General features: G+C 71.1%; 13 protein-coding genes. 9 read left to right on the plus strand and 4 right to left on the minus strand.

What is annotated here, in order from left to right; translation table 11 throughout:
- Positions 1 to 65 precede the first annotated feature (65 nt).
- Positions 66 to 926 carry a bifunctional DNA-formamidopyrimidine glycosylase/DNA-(apurinic or apyrimidinic site) lyase gene (gene mutM, locus ACIP2X_RS18155; protein WP_401673789.1) on the plus strand — a complete coding sequence of 287 codons (861 nt, stop codon included), beginning with the start codon at positions 66 to 68 and terminating at the stop codon, positions 924 to 926.
- Here mutM and ACIP2X_RS18160 read toward each other — a convergent pair.
- Positions 899 to 1294: a winged helix-turn-helix transcriptional regulator gene (locus ACIP2X_RS18160; RefSeq protein WP_401673792.1), complete on the minus strand. Its 396-nt coding sequence runs from the start codon at positions 1292 to 1294 to the stop codon at positions 899 to 901. The genes mutM and ACIP2X_RS18160 overlap by 28 nt on opposite strands.
- Positions 1295 to 1382: 88 nt before the next feature.
- Complete coding sequence (locus tag ACIP2X_RS18165) at positions 1383 to 2636, minus strand: CAP domain-containing protein (RefSeq protein ID WP_401673795.1); 1254 nt, start codon at positions 2634 to 2636, stop codon at positions 1383 to 1385.
- A gap of 159 nt (positions 2637 to 2795) precedes the next feature.
- Between ACIP2X_RS18165 and ACIP2X_RS18170 the strand changes: the two genes are divergently transcribed.
- From ACIP2X_RS18170 to ACIP2X_RS18185, 4 genes are all read left to right on the plus strand, one after another.
- A complete protein-coding gene (locus tag ACIP2X_RS18170) occupies positions 2796 to 3077 on the plus strand; it encodes an acylphosphatase (RefSeq protein ID WP_401673798.1) in 282 nt (93 codons plus the stop codon).
- 379 nt (positions 3078 to 3456) lie between these two features.
- Positions 3457 to 3663, plus strand: coding sequence for a hypothetical protein (locus ACIP2X_RS18175; protein WP_401673801.1), 207 nt, complete (start codon positions 3457 to 3459; stop codon positions 3661 to 3663).
- Between the two features lie 246 nt (positions 3664 to 3909).
- Positions 3910 to 7533 carry a chromosome segregation protein SMC gene (smc, locus tag ACIP2X_RS18180; protein ID WP_401673804.1) on the plus strand — a complete coding sequence of 1208 codons (3624 nt, stop codon included), beginning with the start codon at positions 3910 to 3912 and terminating at the stop codon, positions 7531 to 7533.
- A gap of 196 nt (positions 7534 to 7729) precedes the next feature.
- The gene (locus ACIP2X_RS18185; RefSeq protein ID WP_401673806.1) at positions 7730 to 9148 is read left to right on the plus strand and encodes a sugar porter family MFS transporter; all 1419 of its coding nucleotides are present in this window, start codon (positions 7730 to 7732) and stop codon (positions 9146 to 9148) included.
- A 121-nt stretch (positions 9149 to 9269) separates the two neighbouring features.
- Here the strand turns inward: ACIP2X_RS18185 and ACIP2X_RS18190 are convergent, their stop codons facing one another.
- Complete coding sequence (locus tag ACIP2X_RS18190; RefSeq protein WP_401673808.1) at positions 9270 to 10241, minus strand: LLM class flavin-dependent oxidoreductase; 972 nt, start codon at positions 10239 to 10241, stop codon at positions 9270 to 9272.
- 159 nt (positions 10242 to 10400) lie between these two features.
- Here ACIP2X_RS18190 and ftsY point away from each other — a divergent pair, with 159 nt between their 5' ends.
- Positions 10401 to 11609, plus strand: a complete 1209-nt coding sequence (gene ftsY, locus ACIP2X_RS18195; protein ID WP_401673810.1) for a signal recognition particle-docking protein FtsY — start codon at positions 10401 to 10403, stop codon at positions 11607 to 11609.
- 353 nt (positions 11610 to 11962) lie between these two features.
- On the opposite strand, the gene ACIP2X_RS18200 is transcribed toward ftsY, so the two are convergent.
- On the minus strand, positions 11963 to 12625 hold the full coding sequence (locus tag ACIP2X_RS18200) for a bifunctional DNA primase/polymerase (RefSeq protein ID WP_401673813.1): 663 nt from the start codon (positions 12623 to 12625) through the stop codon (positions 11963 to 11965).
- Positions 12626 to 13069: 444 nt separating this feature from the next.
- On the opposite strand from ACIP2X_RS18200, the gene ACIP2X_RS18205 reads away from it, so the two are divergent.
- From ACIP2X_RS18205 to ACIP2X_RS18215, 3 genes are all read left to right on the plus strand, one after another.
- Positions 13070 to 14545, plus strand: a complete 1476-nt coding sequence (locus ACIP2X_RS18205; RefSeq protein WP_401673816.1) for a hypothetical protein — start codon at positions 13070 to 13072, stop codon at positions 14543 to 14545.
- 338 nt (positions 14546 to 14883) lie between these two features.
- Positions 14884 to 16227 (plus strand): ammonium transporter, encoded by a 1344-nt coding sequence (locus ACIP2X_RS18210; RefSeq protein ID WP_401673818.1) that lies wholly within the window; start codon positions 14884 to 14886, stop codon positions 16225 to 16227.
- The gene (locus ACIP2X_RS18215) at positions 16224 to 16562 is read left to right on the plus strand and encodes a P-II family nitrogen regulator (protein WP_030990174.1); all 339 of its coding nucleotides are present in this window, start codon (positions 16224 to 16226) and stop codon (positions 16560 to 16562) included. The genes ACIP2X_RS18210 and ACIP2X_RS18215 overlap by 4 nt, the downstream gene beginning before the upstream one ends.
- The last annotated feature ends 3 nt before the right edge of the window (positions 16563 to 16565 follow it).

Genomic DNA, 16565 nt, shown 5'->3' on the forward strand with positions numbered 1-16565 from the left:
GAGCGCCCGCCCCAGCCCCGGGGCGGGCGCTCGGTTCGTACGACGGTGTGGACGGGGGAGGCGCGATGCCCGAGTTGCCCGAGGTCGAGGTCGTCCGGCGCGGACTGGAACAGTGGGTCGCCCACCGGTCCGTCGCCGACGTCGAGGTGCTGCACCCGCGTGCCGTGCGCCGACACCTCGCCGGCCCCGACGACTTCGCGCACCGCCTGAAGGGCCACGGCGTCGGTGTCCCGAACCGCCGCGGCAAGTACCTGTGGCTGCCGCTGGAGGACACCGGGCAGGCGATCCTGGCCCACCTCGGCATGAGCGGTCAGCTCCTGGTCCAGCCGCACGCGGCACCCGACGAGAAGCATCTGCGCATCCGCGTCCGGTTCGCCGACGCCCTCGGCACCGAGCTGCGCTTCGTCGACCAACGCACCTTCGGCGGACTGTCGTTGCACGACACCACCCCCGACGGCCTGCCCGACGTCATCGCGCACATCGCCCGCGACCCGCTGGACGCGCAGTTCGACGACGAGGCGTTCCACCAGGCGCTGCGCCGTAAGCGCAGCACCGTCAAACGCGCCCTGCTGGACCAGTCGTTGATCAGCGGCGTCGGCAACATCTACGCGGACGAGGCCCTTTGGCGCTCCCGCCTCCACTACGACCGTCCGACGTCCACCTTCACGCGTCCCCGCACGCTCGAACTCCTCGGCCACATCAGGGACGTGCTGAACGCGGCCCTGTCGGTGGGCGGCACGAGCTTCGACAGCCTGTACGTGAATGTCAACGGCGAGTCGGGCTACTTCGACCGCTCGCTGGACGCCTACGGTCGCGAGGGGCTGCCGTGCCGCAGGTGCGGCACGGCGATGCGCCGGCGCCCGTGGATGAACCGGTCGAGCTACTACTGCCCGAAGTGTCAGCGCCCGCCGCGCATCGCGTCGTAACGCTCCCGGGCGGCCAGTACGTCGCCCATCCGCCCCTCCAGATGACGGATGAGCGCCAGCAGGCGCTCGGTGACCTCCCGCCCCAGGGGCGTCAGCTCGTAGTCGACGCGGGGCGGGTTGGTCGGCTGCGCCTCCCGGTGCACCAGGCCGTCGCGCTCCAGCGCGTGCAGCGTCTGCGAGAGCATCTTCTCGCTCACCCCGTCGACCCGGCGCCGCAGCTCGTTGAACCGCAGCGACCCGTCGTGCAGCGCGCCGAGGGTGAGCGCCCCCCAGCGACCCGTCACATGCTCCAACGTCCCCCGCGAGGGACACGCCCTGGAGAACACGTCGTACGGCAGATCCCTCTCCACTGCCGGCTCGCCGCTCATACGCGCAGCGTACGCCCCCACAGCGCCCTCCGACAGCCAGCGCTCACTTCAGGAAAGCGCCGTCCCCTGGGGCTGACCCGCTGTTGTCTCAGTAGCCGAAGTTCTGGGTCCACCACGGGCCGCCCTGGCCGTGGTGCACGCCGACGCCGAGGGTCTTGAAGTCGCAGTTCAGTATGTTGGCGCGGTGGCCGGGGCTGTTCATCCAGGCCTCCATGACCGCCGCCGCGTCCGCCTGGCCCCGGGCTATGTTCTCGCCGCCGAGGTTGCCTATGCCGGCGGCCTCGGCACGGTCCCAGGGCGTCCTGCCGCTCGGGTCGGTGTGGTCGAAGAAGCCCTGTTCGGCCATGGCGTCGCTGTAGTCCCCGGCCAGATCCGCGAGCGCGCTGTTCGCGGCCAGCGGGCTGCACCCGGCCTGGGCGCGCTCGTCGTTGACCAGCCTGAGCACCTCGGTCTCGGCGGCGGTCTCCGGGGAGACCGTCACCGGCGGGGTCGCCTTCTGCGGCGGCACCTTCGGGGGCTTGCGCGACGGGGTGGTCCTCGGCGAGGGCTTCTTCGACGACGGCTCGGTAGACGGCTTCTTCCGGGAAGGGGCCTTGGACGTCGGCGCCTCGGTGGTCGGCCGGGCCGACGGGGTCGAGCGGGACGGCGAGGTGCTGCGCCCGGCGTCACGGCTGGTGGGCGTACCGCCGTCGCGGTCGCCCGCCTCGGCGGTGCCGTAGGTGCCGCCCTGCTGGGACTCGGTGTTGCTCGGCGTGTCCTCGGCCTGCACCTTGTCGGCGCCGCCTCCGCCCAGCGTGTAGGTGTCGCCGCCGGGCAGGACGCCGGCGGCGACCGCGACCGTGCCGAGGGCGACCGCCGCGGAGACGCCGAGGAGTCCGTTGCGGACGGGCGCCATGTTCTTCTTCTTGCGGCGGTGCGAGCGGCCGTGCCGCGACCCGCCGTCGAGGCCGCGGCCGTCCGGACCGTAGGAATCCGGGCCGTAGGAGTCCGGTCCGAACGCGTCCGTGCCGCGGGGGGCCAGGTCGTAGGCGGCCAGGTCGTAGAGGTCCGGGCCGCGGTCGACGTGGCCGTGGCCGCCGTGGACGTCGGCCACCGGGAAGGCCGCAGTGTCGGCGACGGAGGCGGCAAAGGCGCCGGAGCCGACCGAGTCGCCGGCGAAGAGGTAGGCCTCGCTCCGCGAGACCGTCTCGGCGTACGCCTCGGGGTTCAGATACGGGGCGATACCCCGTGCGGGGCCGGCCTCGGTCGCGTACTGCGGGTCGAGGCCCCCCAGGGAGGAGCCATGCGTCTCGTGGTCCCCCGTGGTGGCGCGGCCGGCGGCGGAGCGTCGGTGGCGTCCCATGTGATGGCCTTCCTCGGTCTCGCGGTCGACTCGTCCCCCCGGCCAACCAAACCCACTCGATCGAGTGAGTTTCATATGAGATTCATTGGGGCTGGACGGTACCGCATGGCGCTCGGGGAGGAAGTGTCCCCAGGGACATTGGCCGGTTAGGTTGCAGCCATGAGTGAGGATGTGCGGTTGGTCGCCTGGGTGCGGGGACGCGTCCAAGGTGTGGGTTTTCGCTGGTTCACGCGGGCCAAGGCCCTGGAGATCGGCGGCCTCAGTGGTTTTGCTCTCAATCTGGCCGACGGCCGCGTCCAGGTGGTCGCGGAGGGGCCGCGCCGGGGCTGCCAGGGCCTCCTGGACTGGCTGGAGGGGGACGACACGCCCGGGCGGGTGGAAGGCGTCACCGAGATCTGGGACACACCGCGCGGCGGCTACGACGGCTTCGCCATCCGCTGACCCGACGAGGCGCGAGGCCCGGCGGACCGGCCCGCCGGGCGCCGCCCGCCCCCGCCGGGAGGGGAAACGAGCAGGTGATTGCCGAGAACCGCTTGCCTTGGCAGGCTCCACACGCAAGGATGATCGCCACGCCCTGAGTGCCCCGCGGAAATCCCCGCGCCGCCGTTTCCGGCCGCGCGTCGGCGGGTTGACCCCCAATACAGGGCGTGATCGTGTTGACCGTCAAACTTTTTGGTGAGACGCTGAAAGCCCCGCGCACCTTAGCTGTTTGGCATGTACGAACGCCAGCACAACTCCACAGTGCCAAGCGGCCGCGGGTGCGAATCCCTCACGACCCACACCGCATCGGTCGGTCACTCAGTGTGGAGGACCATCCATCATGGCAAAGGCGCTTCTCGGTTACGTCGGCGGCTCCGACCCTCGACTCCTCGCCGAGATGCGACGGCTCCAGCAGCGCGTACAGGACCTGGAATCCGAGCTCGGACGGATCCAGGCCGAGAACGAGGCGCTGACGGCTGCCGCTTCTCACCACGACAGGATCATGGAGAGCGTCGACGCACACCAGGCGGAGCCTGCGCTCACCTGATCACTGCGTCGCACGACGACACACAGTGGTTGGGCTGCCCGTATCAACCGCTCAGTTGTCAGAAGTCGCAAGGGACGCTTCGGCGTCCCTTCTTTCTTGTCTCCTGCCCCCGTGCCTCCGACCCCCCGCGCTTTCTTGCTCCGCGCATCCTTTCAGCGTCTTTAACGTTTGGTGTGCCCTGCGCGTTCAGCGGCGAAACCGTGGGTTCATGGAGTGGGACAACCCCGGAAGGTAGAGTCCAGCGGCGTGCACCTCAAGGCCCTGACCCTCCGTGGGTTCAAGTCGTTCGCCTCCGCGACCACGCTCCGGTTCGAGCCGGGCATCACGTGCGTCGTCGGACCGAACGGCTCGGGCAAGTCCAACGTCGTGGACGCGCTCAGCTGGGTCATGGGCGAGCAGGGCGCCAAGTCGTTGCGCGGCGGCAAGATGGAGGACGTCATCTTCGCCGGCACCACCGGCCGCCCGCCGCTCGGCCGGGCCGAGGTGTCCCTCACGATCGACAACTCCGACGGGGCGCTGCCCATCGAGTACGCCGAGGTCACCATCACGCGGATCATGTTCCGCAACGGCGGCAGCGAGTACCAGATCAACGGCGACACCTGCCGTCTCCTCGACATCCAGGAGCTGCTCTCCGACTCCGGCATCGGCCGCGAGATGCACGTCATCGTCGGCCAGGGCCAGCTCGACTCCGTACTGCACGCCGATCCGATGGGCCGCCGCGCCTTCATCGAGGAGGCCGCCGGAGTCCTCAAGCACCGCAAGCGCAAGGAGAAGGCGCTGCGGAAGCTGGACGCGATGCAGGCCAACCTGGCGCGGGTGCAGGACCTGACCGACGAGCTGCGGCGCCAGCTGAAGCCCCTGGGCCGGCAGGCGGCGGTCGCCCGCCGGGCCGCCGTCATCCAGGCCGATCTGCGCGACGCCCGGCTGCGGCTGCTGGCCGACGATCTCGTCCGGCTCAAGGAGGCCCTCCAGGCGGAGGTCGCCGACGAGGCCGCGCTGAAGGATCGCAAGGAGGCCGCCGAGCAGGAGCTGCGCAAGGCGCTCCAGCGCGAGGCGCTCCTGGAGGACGAGGTCCGCCGCCTCACCCCGCGCCTGCAGCGTGCGCAGCAGACCTGGTACGAGCTGTCCCAGCTGGCCGAACGGGTGCGCGGCACGATCTCGCTGGCCGAGGCGCGGGTCAAGAGCGCCACCTCCGCCCCGCCCGAGGAGCGGCGCGGCCGTGACCCCGAGGACATGGAGCGCGAGGCCCACCGCGTCCGCGAGCAGGAGGCCGAGCTGGAGGCCGCCCTGGAGGCGGCGCAGCGCGCCCTCGACGACACGGTCGCCCACCGCGCCGAGCTGGAGCGCGAGCTGGCGTCCGAGGAGCGCCGGCTGAAGGACGCGGCCCGCGCCATCGCCGACCGCCGTGAGGGGCTGGCCCGGCTGAACGGCCAGGTCGGCGCGGCCCGTTCACGCGCGGCCTCCGCCCAGGCCGAGATCGACCGCCTCGCCGCCTCCCGCGACGAGGCGCAGGAGCGGGCGGTCGCCGCGCAGGAGGAGTACGAGGCGCTCAAGGCCGAGGTCGACGGTCTCGACGCGGGCGACGCCGAACTCGCCGAGCGGCACGAGGCGGCCAAGCGGCAGCTGACCGAGGCGGAGTCCGCGCTCGCCGCGGCCCGGGAGGCGGCCACGACGGCCGAACGCAGCCGGGCCGCGACGCAGGCCCGCCACGACGCCCTCGCCATGGGCCTGCGGCGCAAGGACGGCACCGGAATACTGCTCGGAGCGCGCGACCGGCTCACCGGAGTCCTGGGCCCGGCGGCGGAGCTCCTCTCGGTGACACCGGGCTACGAGGTACCGCTCGCCGCGGCCTTCGGGGCGGCGGCCGACGCGATCGCCGCCACGACCCCGGCCTCGGCCGCCGAGGCGATCCGCCTGCTGCGCAAGCAGGACGGCGGCCGCGCGGCCCTGCTGCTGGCGAACGCTCCGGAGCAGCCGGCGCCGGGGCCCGGAACGCCGCGGGCGGACGCCGGGACGCACGGTGCTGACGGGCCCGCGCCCGACCGCCGGTCTGCCGCAGGGCCGTCCTCGCAGCCCTTCGCCGCGGAGCTGGTCCGGGGCCCGGCCGAGTTGATGCCCGCCGTACGGCGGCTGCTGCGGAACATCGTCGTCGTCGGCACCCTGGAGGACGCCGAGGACCTCGTCTACGCGCGGCCGGACCTCACGGCCGTCACCGCCGAAGGCGACCTGCTCGGGGCGCACTTCGCGCACGGCGGTTCCGCGGGCGCGCCCAGCCTGCTGGAGGTGCAGGCGTCCGTCGACGAGGCCGCCGCCGAGCTCGAGGAGCTGGCCGTGCGCTGCGAGGAGCTCGCCGAGGCGCAGCGGGCGGCCGGTGAGCGGCGCAAGGAGATCGCCGGGCTCGTCGAGGAGCTGGGGGAGCGGCGACGGTCCGCCGACCGGGAGAAGTCGTCCGTGGCGCAGCAGCTCGGGCGCCTCGCCGGGCAGGCCAGGGCCGCCGCCGGGGAGGCCGAGCGGAGCGTGGCCGCGGCCGCGCGGGCGCAGGACGCGCTCGACAAGGCCCTCATGGACGTCGAGGAACTCGCCGAACGGCTCGCGGTCGCCGAGGAGATGCCGATCGAGGAGGAGCCGGACACCTCCGCACGGGACCGGCTCGCCGCCGACGGCGCCAACGCCCGGCAGACCGAGATGGAGGCCCGCCTCCAGGTCCGTACCCATGAGGAGCGGGTCAAGGGGCTCGCCGGACGGGCCGACTCCCTCGACCGGGCCGCCCGCGCCGAACGTGAGGCACGCGCGCGTGCCGAGCAGCGCAAGGCGCGCCTTCGGCACGAGGCGGCCGTCGCCCAGGCCGTCGCCTCCGGTGCCCGTCAGCTGCTGGCGCACGTCGAGGTCTCCCTCGCCCGCGCCGAGGAGGAGCGCACCGCCGCCGAGACCGCCAAGGCGCGCCGCGAGCAGGAACTCACCGCAGCCCGTACCGAGGGCCGTGACCTCAAGGCCGAACTCGACAAGCTCACCGACTCGGTGCACCGGGGCGAGGTGCTCGGCGCCGAGAAGCGGATGCGGATCGAGCAGCTGGAGAGCAAGGCGCTGGAGGAGCTGGGCGTCGAACCCGCCGGTCTGATCGCGGAGTACGGTCCGCGTCAGCTCGTACCGCCGTCGCCACCCGCCGAGGGCGAGGAGCTGCCGGAGGATCCCGAGCACCCGCGCAACCAGCCGAAGCCCTTCGTGCGGGCCGAGCAGGAGAAGCGGCTGAAGTCGGCGGAGCGGGCCTACCAGCAGCTCGGCAAGGTGAATCCGCTGGCGCTGGAGGAGTTCGCGGCGCTGGAGGAGCGGCACAAGTTCCTCAGCGAGCAGCTGGAGGACCTGAAGAAGACCCGCGCCGACCTGCTCCAGGTCGTCAAGGAGGTCGACCAGCGGGTCGAGCAGGTCTTCACCGAGGCCTACTGGGACACCGCCCGCGAGTTCGAGGGCGTCTTCAGCAGGCTCTTCCCCGGGGGCGAGGGACGGCTGGTGCTGACCGATCCCGACAACATGCTCACCACGGGTGTGGACGTCGAGGCGCGTCCCCCGGGCAAGAAGGTCAAGCGGCTGAGCCTGCTCTCCGGCGGTGAGCGGTCGCTGACCGCCGTAGCGCTGCTGGTGTCGATCTTCAAGGCGCGGCCCAGTCCGTTCTACGTGATGGACGAGGTCGAGGCCGCGCTCGACGACACCAACCTGCAGCGGCTGATCCGGATCATGCAGGAGCTGCAGGAGGCCTCGCAGCTCATCGTCATCACGCACCAGAAGCGGACGATGGAGGTCGCCGACGCGCTGTACGGCGTGTCCATGCAGGGCGACGGTGTGTCTAAGGTCATCAGCCAGCGGCTGCGCTGAGGACCCGTACGACCGTCGGTGTTCAAGTTATGAACACAGGTCCCTCACTTTTCGGGCTAAGATTCTTAACATCAACGTATTGACTTCGAAACTTGAACGCATAGTCTCTCCCACGTTGTTTTTGCCTTCAGGTTTCGCCACCTGCGAGGGCTGACCCCCCACTCCGGCAGTGTCGCCGGTGGCCCGAGGAGTACACGTGACCAGCACACCGCAGGCACCCAAGTCAGGAGCCAGGCCGGCTCAGCCCGAACATCTCGGGCACGTCATCTTCATCGCGGCGGCGGCCGCGATGGGCGGCTTCCTCTTCGGCTACGACAGTTCCGTGATCAACGGTGCCGTCGAGGCCATCAGGGACCGCTACGACATCGGCTCCGCGGCGCTGGCGCAGGTCATCGCCGTCGCGCTGATCGGTTGCGCGATCGGCGCCGCGACGGCGGGCAGGATCGCCGACCGCATCGGCCGCATCCGGTGCATGCAGATCGCCGCGGTGCTGTTCACCGTGAGCGCCGTCGGATCCGCCCTGCCCTTCTCGCTGTACGACCTCGCCTTCTGGCGTGTGATCGGCGGCTTCGCCATCGGCATGGCGTCCGTGATCGGCCCGGCCTACATCGCTGAGGTCGCCCCGCCCGCATACCGCGGCCGTCTCGGCTCCTTCCAGCAGGCCGCGATCGTGGTCGGCATCGCCATCTCGCAGCTGGTCAACTGGGGCATCCTGAACGCCGCCGGCGGCGACCAGCGCGGTGAGCTGCTGGGCGTGGAGGCCTGGCAGCTGATGCTCGGCGTCATGGTCGTCCCGGCCGTCCTGTACGGCCTGCTCTCCTTCGCCATCCCCGAGTCCCCGCGCTACCTGATCTCCGTCGGCAAGCGCGAGCGCGCCCGCGAGATCCTCGCCGAGGTCGAGGGCCGTGACATCGATCTCGACTCGCGCGTCACCGAGATCGAGCACGCCATGAAGCGCGAGCACAAGTCGACCTTCAAGGACCTGCTCGGCGGCAGCTTCTACTTCAAGCCGATCGTCTGGGTCGGCATCGGCCTGTCGGTGTTCCAGCAGTTCGTCGGCATCAACGTCGCGTTCTACTACTCCGCCACGCTGTGGCAGTCGGTCGGCGTGGACCCGGCGGACTCGTTCTTCTACTCCTTCACCACGTCGATCATCAACATCGTCGGCACGGTCATCGCGATGATCTTCGTCGACCGCATCGGCCGCCGGCCCCTCGCGATCATCGGCTCGGTCGGCATGGTGATCGGCCTCGCGCTGGAGGCCTGGGCGTTCTCCTTCGACCTCGTGGACGGCAGGCTCCCCGCGACGCAGGGCTGGGTCGCGCTGATCGCCGCCCATGTGTTCGTCCTCTTCTTCGCCCTGTCGTGGGGTGTGGTCGTCTGGGTCATGCTCGGCGAGATGTTCCCGAACCGGATCCGCGCCGCCGCGCTGGGCGTGGCCGCGGCCGCGCAGTGGATCGCCAACTGGGCCATCACCGCGAGCTTCCCGTCGCTGGCCGACTGGAACCTCTCCGCGACCTACGTGATCTACACCGTCTTCGCGGCGCTCTCCATCCCGTTCGTCCTGAAGTTCGTGAAGGAGACGAAGGGCAAGTCGCTGGAGGAGATGGGCTGAGTCCCACTTTGAGGCCCTCGATGTCGAGGAGGGCCCGAAGAGGGCTCGACCAGAGCCCGAGGAGAGGGGCCAAGTCCCCGCTGCCCTTCTCCTCGTCCTCGTGGGGAGGTGCTGCCCAGGCTCAGCCACTGAGCCGGGGCAGCACCTTCTCGCAGAACAACCGCAGACTGCGCCAGCCCTCCTCCAGCGGCATCCCGCCGGCCAGCGGATGCAGGACGAGGTTGTCCAGGCCCTGCGCCACACACGCGTCCGGTGTCAGCACCCGGTAGACGCCCTCGGCACGCAGTTCCGCCACCGTCGTCGCCGCCGACCGCACGGCCGAGCGGATGTCCGCCGACTGCCAGGAGGCGTACGTGCGCGCCTCGTGCAGGAAGTGCCCGCCGTGCTCCGCCCATGTCCGGTCCGGGTCCTCGGCGAGGTGCAGCAGCGGCGTCTCGGCGGCCGGCATCATGGTCCAGCCCCCGGTGCCGTACTCCACCAGGCGTTCCTTGTAGTACGCCTCCAGCTCGGGCAGGTGCGCGCTGGGGAAGAACGGCAGTCCGAGGCGGGCGGCGCGGCGGGCGGCGGCCCGGGAGGAGCCGCCGACCAGCAAGAGCGGGTGCGGGTCGGAGTACGGACGCGGTGTGACGCGCACCGTCCGTCCCCGGTAGGTGAACTCCTCCCCGGTCCAGGCCCTCAGCACCGTCTCCAGCACCTCGTCCTGCAACCGCCCGCGCGCCGCCCAGTCCACGCCGAACAGCTCGTACTCCTGCGGCCGGTACCCGATCCCCGCGACGGTCACCAGCCGTCCGCCGCTCAGCAGGTCCAGTACGGCGATGTCCTCGGCCAGCCGCAGCGGGTCGTGCAGCGGGCCGATGACCGCCGAGACGGTGACCGCGAGGTGGCGGGTGGCGCCGAGCACCGCTCCCGCGAAGGTGAACGGCGAGGGCAGCCAGTTGTCGGGCACCCCGTGGTGCTCCTCCGTCTGCACGGTGGTGATCCCGTGGTCGTCGGCGTACCGGGCCATCTCCAGGGCCGTCCGGTAGCGGGCGTGCAGGGAGGCGGGGGTGGCACCGGGTTCGACGAGGTTGAAACGGACGACCGAGACGGGCATGGGATCCCCTTCGCCGGGCGGATGTGGAGGGGGACGGTAGCTGACGAGGCGTCAGGTTTCCAGGGGCGGGCCGCCGGGCAGGGCCACCGGAGCCACGCGTCACTTGGACGAACGCACAAACTGGGCCGCCGGAGCCCCATGGCTGATACTGGACGGGTTATGGAAATCGTCATCCTTGCTGTAGTCATCGCCGTGGTCGTGATCGGCGCGATCGGCGGGCTCGTCATCGGCAGCCGGCGGAAGAAGTCGCTGCCCCCGCCGCCGCCCACGACGCCCGACATCACCGCACCTCCGGCCGAGCCGCATGTCGGCGACGAGGCCGAGACGCCGCGGGAGGAACCGCGCCGCACGATAGAGGAGGTGGACCTGCCCGACGGCTCGGCCCCGGTCGCCGTCGAGGAACCGCCCGTCGTCGAGCTCCCGCCGACCGAGATCGAGGTCCCGGAGCCCACCGCGGGGCGGCTCGTCCGTCTCCGCGCCCGTCTGTCCCGCTCCCAGAACGCCCTCGGCAAGGGGCTGCTCACGCTGCTGTCGCGCGAGCACCTCGACGAGGAGACCTGGGAGGAGATCGAGGACACCCTGCTCACCGCGGACGTCGGTGTGCAGCCCACCCAGGAGCTGGTCGACCGGCTGCGCGAGCGGGTGAAGGTGCTCGGCACCCGCACCCCCGTGGAGCTGCGCGGCCTGCTGCGCGAGGAACTGCTCACCCTGGTCGGCACCGACCTCGACCGGGTCGTGAAGACCGAGCCCGAGGCCAGCAAGCCCGGCATCGTGATGGTCGTGGGCGTCAACGGCACCGGCAAGACCACCACCACCGGCAAGCTCGCCCGCGTCCTGGTGGCCGACGGCCGCAGTGTCGTCCTGGGTGCCGCCGACACCTTCCGGGCCGCCGCCGCGGACCAGCTCCAGACCTGGGGCGAGCGGGTCGGCGCCTACACCGTGCGGGGACCGGAGGGCGGCGACCCCGCGTCCGTCGCGTTCGACGCCGTCAAGGAGGGCAAGGAGATGGGCGCCGACGTGGTGCTCATCGACACCGCCGGACGGCTGCACACCAAGACCGGCCTCATGGACGAGCTCGGCAAGGTCAAGCGGGTCGTCGAGAAGCACGCTCCGCTGGACGAGATCCTCCTCGTCCTCGACGCCACCACCGGCCAGAACGGCCTCGTCCAGGCGCGCGTCTTCGCCGAGGTCGTCGACATCACGGGCATCGTCCTCACCAAGCTGGACGGCACCGCCAAGGGCGGCATCGTCGTCGCCGTGCAGCGTGAACTCGGCGTCCCGGTCAAGCTGATCGGGCTCGGCGAGGGCGCGGACGATCTGGCGCCGTTCGAGCCGGAAGCGTTCGTGGATGCGCTTATCGGGGAGTGAGTGCCCACCGACATCCCACACGAGGAAGCGCCCGCCCCGAGTCACAGGTGGCGGGCGCTTCGTCCTGCCAGGGCCTGACCGAAGAGGCGGTACCCCGGCGCTGCGGCCAGGTCGCCGTGGTGGCGCGTGCCGGCGGGTGGTTGTCTCATGGCGGCGGGCTCGGGTCGGCGGTGTGGCTGGGCGGCATGGTCGCCAGGGCGTCCGCCGTGGTGCGGTGCCCGTCCTGGGGTGACGTCCGGCGGCGACCGAGGTGTGCGCATGCCAGGGCATCAGCCGTCTGTCCGGCAGACCGGTGTCGGCGCGCGGGCACGTTGGCCGCGCGGTGCCGGACGCCTGCCCCCAGCCGGGTGTGGCTACGCCCGTGAGCGGTGGGCCACGTAGGCCAGTGTGCCCAGCAGGAGCCGGGCCGCCGGGGGCTTGCGAGCCGAGTCCAGGTCCGGGGGGCGCAGCCAGCGCACCGGACCGAGGCCGCCGCGGTCGGAGGGCGGGGCCGTGATGTACGTACCCCGGCCGAGCCCGCGCAGGTCGAGACGGGGGTCGTCCCAGCCCATGCGGTACAGCAACGCGGGCAGCTCGGGCGCGGCGCCCGGCGCGACGAGGAAGTGGGCGCGGCCGTCGGGGGTGGCGGCGACGGGGCCGAGGGGCAGGCCCATGCGTTCCAGCCGGACCAGCGCGCGCCGCCCCGCGGGTTCGGCCACCTCGATGACGTCGAACGCCCGCCCGACCGGCAGCATCACCGCGGCGCCCGGGAACTGGTCCCACGCGGTGGTCACCTCGTCCAGGGTCGCCCCGGCCGGCACCTCCGGCGCGAAGTCCAGTGGATGTGCGCCCGGCGCGCGGCAGTCGGAGCGCCCGCAGGAGCAGGCGCTCGCGGCGGCCCGTGCGCCGGGGACGACGTCCCAGCCCCACAGGCCGGTGTACTCCGCCACGGCGGTGCACTCCGAGGCGCGGCCCCGGCGACGCGAGCCGGACCTGATGTCGCGGATCCCCCGACTGCTGCCGATCGTGAAGCCCATGCCCCCTCCAACGGGTCCGACACATCGGTGGTTACGAGACGGAATCAGAACGTGACTCTCCGTTTCCGATTTCCCGCTGCCGCGCGGTCCAGACGGCTTCCGGAAGCATCCCGGGTGGTGTACGCAGGACTGTGCGCCCCTGAGCGCACCCGTCCGCCCACTTCCGTCCGGCCTATGTCAAGTGAATCGTGCGCAGGCGACGGCGAGTTCATTCGAAGGGGTGGCGAATGGTGGCGTTTCCGGGATCGCCGTGGCCGGGCGGGTGATCGTAGGATTACCGTGTGTGCACGGCAGCAGGGGCACATGCACCGGTGGGTATGCCGGAGGCAAGCAGGTTCCTCGTTCGAAGACTGAGAACTTCCGGACGGGCAACCGTACTGACGGGCATTCTGATAGGGCTTGGCGCAGTCGGTGGCAGGCGATCCGAGGGATGGGGGCGTTCCAGTGGGCGGCAGCGGCGGAAGCGGGACGAACGCTGAGAAGCGCCCGAATGAGCTGTTGGGCTCGTGGTTCGTGCGCAGCGGCTGGTCGAAGGGCGAGCTGGCGCGGCAAGTGAACCGCAGGGCACGCCAGTTGGGCGCCAACCACATCTCCACCGACACCTCGCGCGTGCGCCGCTGGCTGGACGGTGAGAACCCCCGCGAGCCGATCCCGCGCATCCTGTCGGAGCTGTTCTCGGAGCGGTTCGGCTGCGTCGTCTCCATCGAGGACCTCGGTCTGCGCGCCGCCCGCCAGTCACCCTCCTCCCACGGCGTAGACCTGCCCTGGACGGGCCCTCAGACGGTCGCCCTGCTCGGCGAGTTCTCGCGCAGCGACCTGATGCTGGCCCGCCGCGGCTTCCTCGGCACCTCGCTGGCGCTGTCCGCAGGACCGGCCCTGATCGAGCCCATGCAGCGCTGGCTGGTCCCCTCGCCGCCCTCCCCGCGGCCGGAGCCCTCCTCGGTGCCGTCCACCCGCGCGCGGGGCCGGCTGTCCAAGCCGGAGCTGGACCTGCTGGAGTCCACCACGGTGATGTTCCGGCAGTGGGACGCCCAGTGCGGCGGCGGCCTGCGCCGCAAGGCGGTCGTCGGCCAGCTGCACGAGGTGACCGACCTGCTCCAGGAGCCCCAGCCCGAGTCCACCACCCGCAAGCTGTTCAAGTTCGCCGCCGAGCTGGCGGAGCTGGCCGGCTGGATGTCGTACGACGTGGGGCTCCAGCCCACCGCGCAGAAGTACTTCGTGCTGGCGCTGCACGCCGCCAAGGAGGCCGGCGACCGCCCCCTCGGCTCGTACGTGCTGTCCAGCATGAGCCGCCAGATGATCCACCTCGGGCGCCCCGAGGACGCGCTGGAGCTGATCCACCTCGCGCAGTACGGCAGCAGGGACTGCGCGAGCCCGCGCACCCAGGCGATGCTGTATGCGATGGAGGCCCGCGCGTACGCCAACATGGGTCAGCCCGGCAAGTGCAAGCGGGCCGTGCGGATGGCCGAGGACACCTTCGCCGAGGCCGACGACTGGGACGAGCCGGACCCCGACTGGATCCGCTTCTTCTCCGAGGCCGAGCTGTTCGCCGAGAACAGCCACTCCTTCCGCGACCTCGCCTACGTCGCGGGCCGCAGCCCCGCCTACGCCTCCCTGGCCGAACCCCTGATGCGCAAGGCCGTGGAGCTGTTCGCGCAGGACACCGAGCACCAGCGGTCGTACGCGCTGAACCTGATCGGCATGGCCAGCGTGCACCTGCTCCAGCGGGAGCCCGAGCAGAGCGCGGTCTTCGCCGATCAGGCCATGACCGTCGCCAAGCCGGTCCGTTCCGAGCGCGTCAACACTCGTATCCGAAAGACCGTCGACACCGCGGCCCGTGACTTCGGTGACGTCGCCGAGGTCGTGGACCTCACCGAGAAGCTCGCGATGGAGCTGCCGGAGACCGCCGAAGCGGTCTGAGCACAGCGGCGAAACCCCTGACCCCGGCCGCGGCCGGCCCTCCCGAACTGCCCGACTCGGCTCCCCCATGCCAGGTCATCGGAAGGCCGCCCGCGGCCGGTCCTTTTCCCCCGGAAAAGCGGCGGGGGAAGGTTGCGCCACGATAACGATCCCGCGGCCCCGTAGCAGGCAGTTCATGGACGCGTAACACGCACGGCGCCTTCGTCACCCCGGCGAAACAACGAGGGGCCTCCACCGAAACCGCGCTGCGTCAATGTCGTGGCGCATAACCGGCCCACCCCTCATCCCGCTCAAGGCTTCGCCCGCACGGGGCCGTATCCAACGACGAGGAGACGCCGATGGCTCCAGCCATCACGCTTGCGGCGGACGCACCCACGCTGTCGTCCGCGAACACAGGCTTCATGCTCATCTGTTCCGCCCTGGTGATGCTCATGACCCCGGGCCTGGCCTTCTTCTACGGAGGCATGGTCCGCGTCAAAAGCACCCTGAACATGCTGATGATGAGTTTCATCAGCCTGGGAATCGTCACCATTCTGTGGGTGCTGTACGGCTTCTCCATGGCGTTCGGTACGGATTCCGGCAGCCTCATCGGCTGGAACTCCGACTACGTCGGCTTCACGGGGATCGGCATCGGCGACCTGTGGGACGGCTACACCATCCCGGTCTTCGTCTTCGCCGTCTTCCAGCTGATGTTCGCGATCATCACACCCGCCCTGATCAGCGGCGCCCTCGCAGACCGCGTGAAGTTCACGGCCTGGGCGCTGTTCATCACCCTGTGGGCCACGATCGTGTACTTCCCGGTCGCCCACTGGGTCTGGGGCACGGGCGGCTGGGCCTTCGAGCTGGGCGTGATCGACTTCGCCGGTGGTACGGCGGTGCACATCAACGCCGGTGCCGCGGCCCTCGGCGTGATCCTGGTGATCGGCAAGCGCATCGGCTTCAAGCGGGATCCGATGCGTCCGCACAGCCTGCCCCTGGTGATGCTCGGCGCCGGCCTGCTGTGGTTCGGCTGGTTCGGCTTCAACGCCGGCTCCTGGCTCGGCAACGACGACGGCGTCGGCGCGCTGATGTTCGTCAACACCCAGATCGCCACCGCCGCCGCCATGCTGGCCTGGCTGATCTACGAGAAGCTCCGCCACGGCGCGTTCACCACGCTGGGCGCCGCCTCCGGCGCGGTCGCCGGTCTGGTCGCCATCACCCCGGCCGGCGGCGCGGTCGACCCGCTCGGCGCGATCGCCGTGGGCGCCATCGCCGGTCTGCTCTGCGCCATGGCGGTCGGCCTGAAGTACAGGTTCGGCTACGACGACTCCCTGGACGTCGTCGGCGTCCACCTCGTCGGCGGTGTGCTCGGTTCCCTGCTGATCGGCTTCTTCGCCAGCGGCAAGGGCCAGTCCGAGGTCGAGGGCCTGTTCTACGGTGGCGGCCTGGACCAGTTCTGGAAGCAGTGCGCCGGTGTCTTCGCCGTCCTCGCCTACTCGCTGATCGTCTCCGCGATCCTCGCCTTCCTGATCGACAGGACGATCGGCATGCGGGTACCGGAGGACGACGAGGTGACCGGCATCGACCAGGCCGAGCACGCCGAGACCGCATACGACTTCAGCGGCGCCGGCGGCGGTGCCTCCCGCACCAGCACGGTGCCGGTCACGCCCGGCGCAGCCGCGAACAAGAAGGTGGACGCATGAAGCTCATCACCGCCGTCGTCAAGCCCCACCGGCTCGACGAGATCAAGGAAGCCCTCCAGGCGTTCGGAGTACACGGACTCACGGTCACCGAGGCCAGCGGCTACGGTCGCCAGCGGGGGCACACCGAGGTCTACCGCGGTGCCGAGTACACCGTCGACCTGGTCCCCAAGATCCGTATCGAGGTGCTGGCCGAGGACGACGACGCCGAGCAACTGATCGAGGTGATCGTGAAGGCGGCCCGCACCGGCAAGATCGGTGACGGCAAGGTCTGGTCCCTTCCGGTCGAGACCGCTGTCCGGGTCCGCACGGGCGAGCGCGGACCGGACGCGCTCTGACAC

Origin of the sequence: Streptomyces sp. NPDC089424 (genome assembly GCF_044749345.1) — a bacterium.
Taxonomy (GTDB): domain Bacteria; phylum Actinomycetota; class Actinomycetes; order Streptomycetales; family Streptomycetaceae; genus Streptomyces.

Excerpts from the sequence above, each read along its gene's own strand:
- mutM (WP_401673789.1), top strand. The coding sequence starts at position 66 with ATGCCCGAGTTGCCCGAGGTCGAGGTCGTCCGGCGCGGACTGGAACAG.
- ACIP2X_RS18160 (WP_401673792.1), bottom strand. The coding sequence starts at position 1,294 with ATGAGCGGCGAGCCGGCAGTGGAGAGGGATCTGCCGTACGACGTGTTC.
- ACIP2X_RS18165 (WP_401673795.1), bottom strand. The coding sequence starts at position 2,636 with ATGGGACGCCACCGACGCTCCGCCGCCGGCCGCGCCACCACGGGGGAC.
- ACIP2X_RS18170 (WP_401673798.1), top strand. The coding sequence starts at position 2,796 with ATGAGTGAGGATGTGCGGTTGGTCGCCTGGGTGCGGGGACGCGTCCAA.
- ACIP2X_RS18175 (WP_401673801.1), top strand. The coding sequence starts at position 3,457 with ATGGCAAAGGCGCTTCTCGGTTACGTCGGCGGCTCCGACCCTCGACTC.
- ACIP2X_RS18190 (WP_401673808.1), bottom strand. The coding sequence starts at position 10,241 with ATGCCCGTCTCGGTCGTCCGTTTCAACCTCGTCGAACCCGGTGCCACC.
- ftsY (WP_401673810.1), top strand. The coding sequence starts at position 10,401 with ATGGAAATCGTCATCCTTGCTGTAGTCATCGCCGTGGTCGTGATCGGC.
- ACIP2X_RS18200 (WP_401673813.1), bottom strand. The coding sequence starts at position 12,625 with ATGGGCTTCACGATCGGCAGCAGTCGGGGGATCCGCGACATCAGGTCC.
- ACIP2X_RS18210 (WP_401673818.1), top strand. The coding sequence starts at position 14,884 with ATGGCTCCAGCCATCACGCTTGCGGCGGACGCACCCACGCTGTCGTCC.
- ACIP2X_RS18215 (WP_030990174.1), top strand. The coding sequence starts at position 16,224 with ATGAAGCTCATCACCGCCGTCGTCAAGCCCCACCGGCTCGACGAGATC.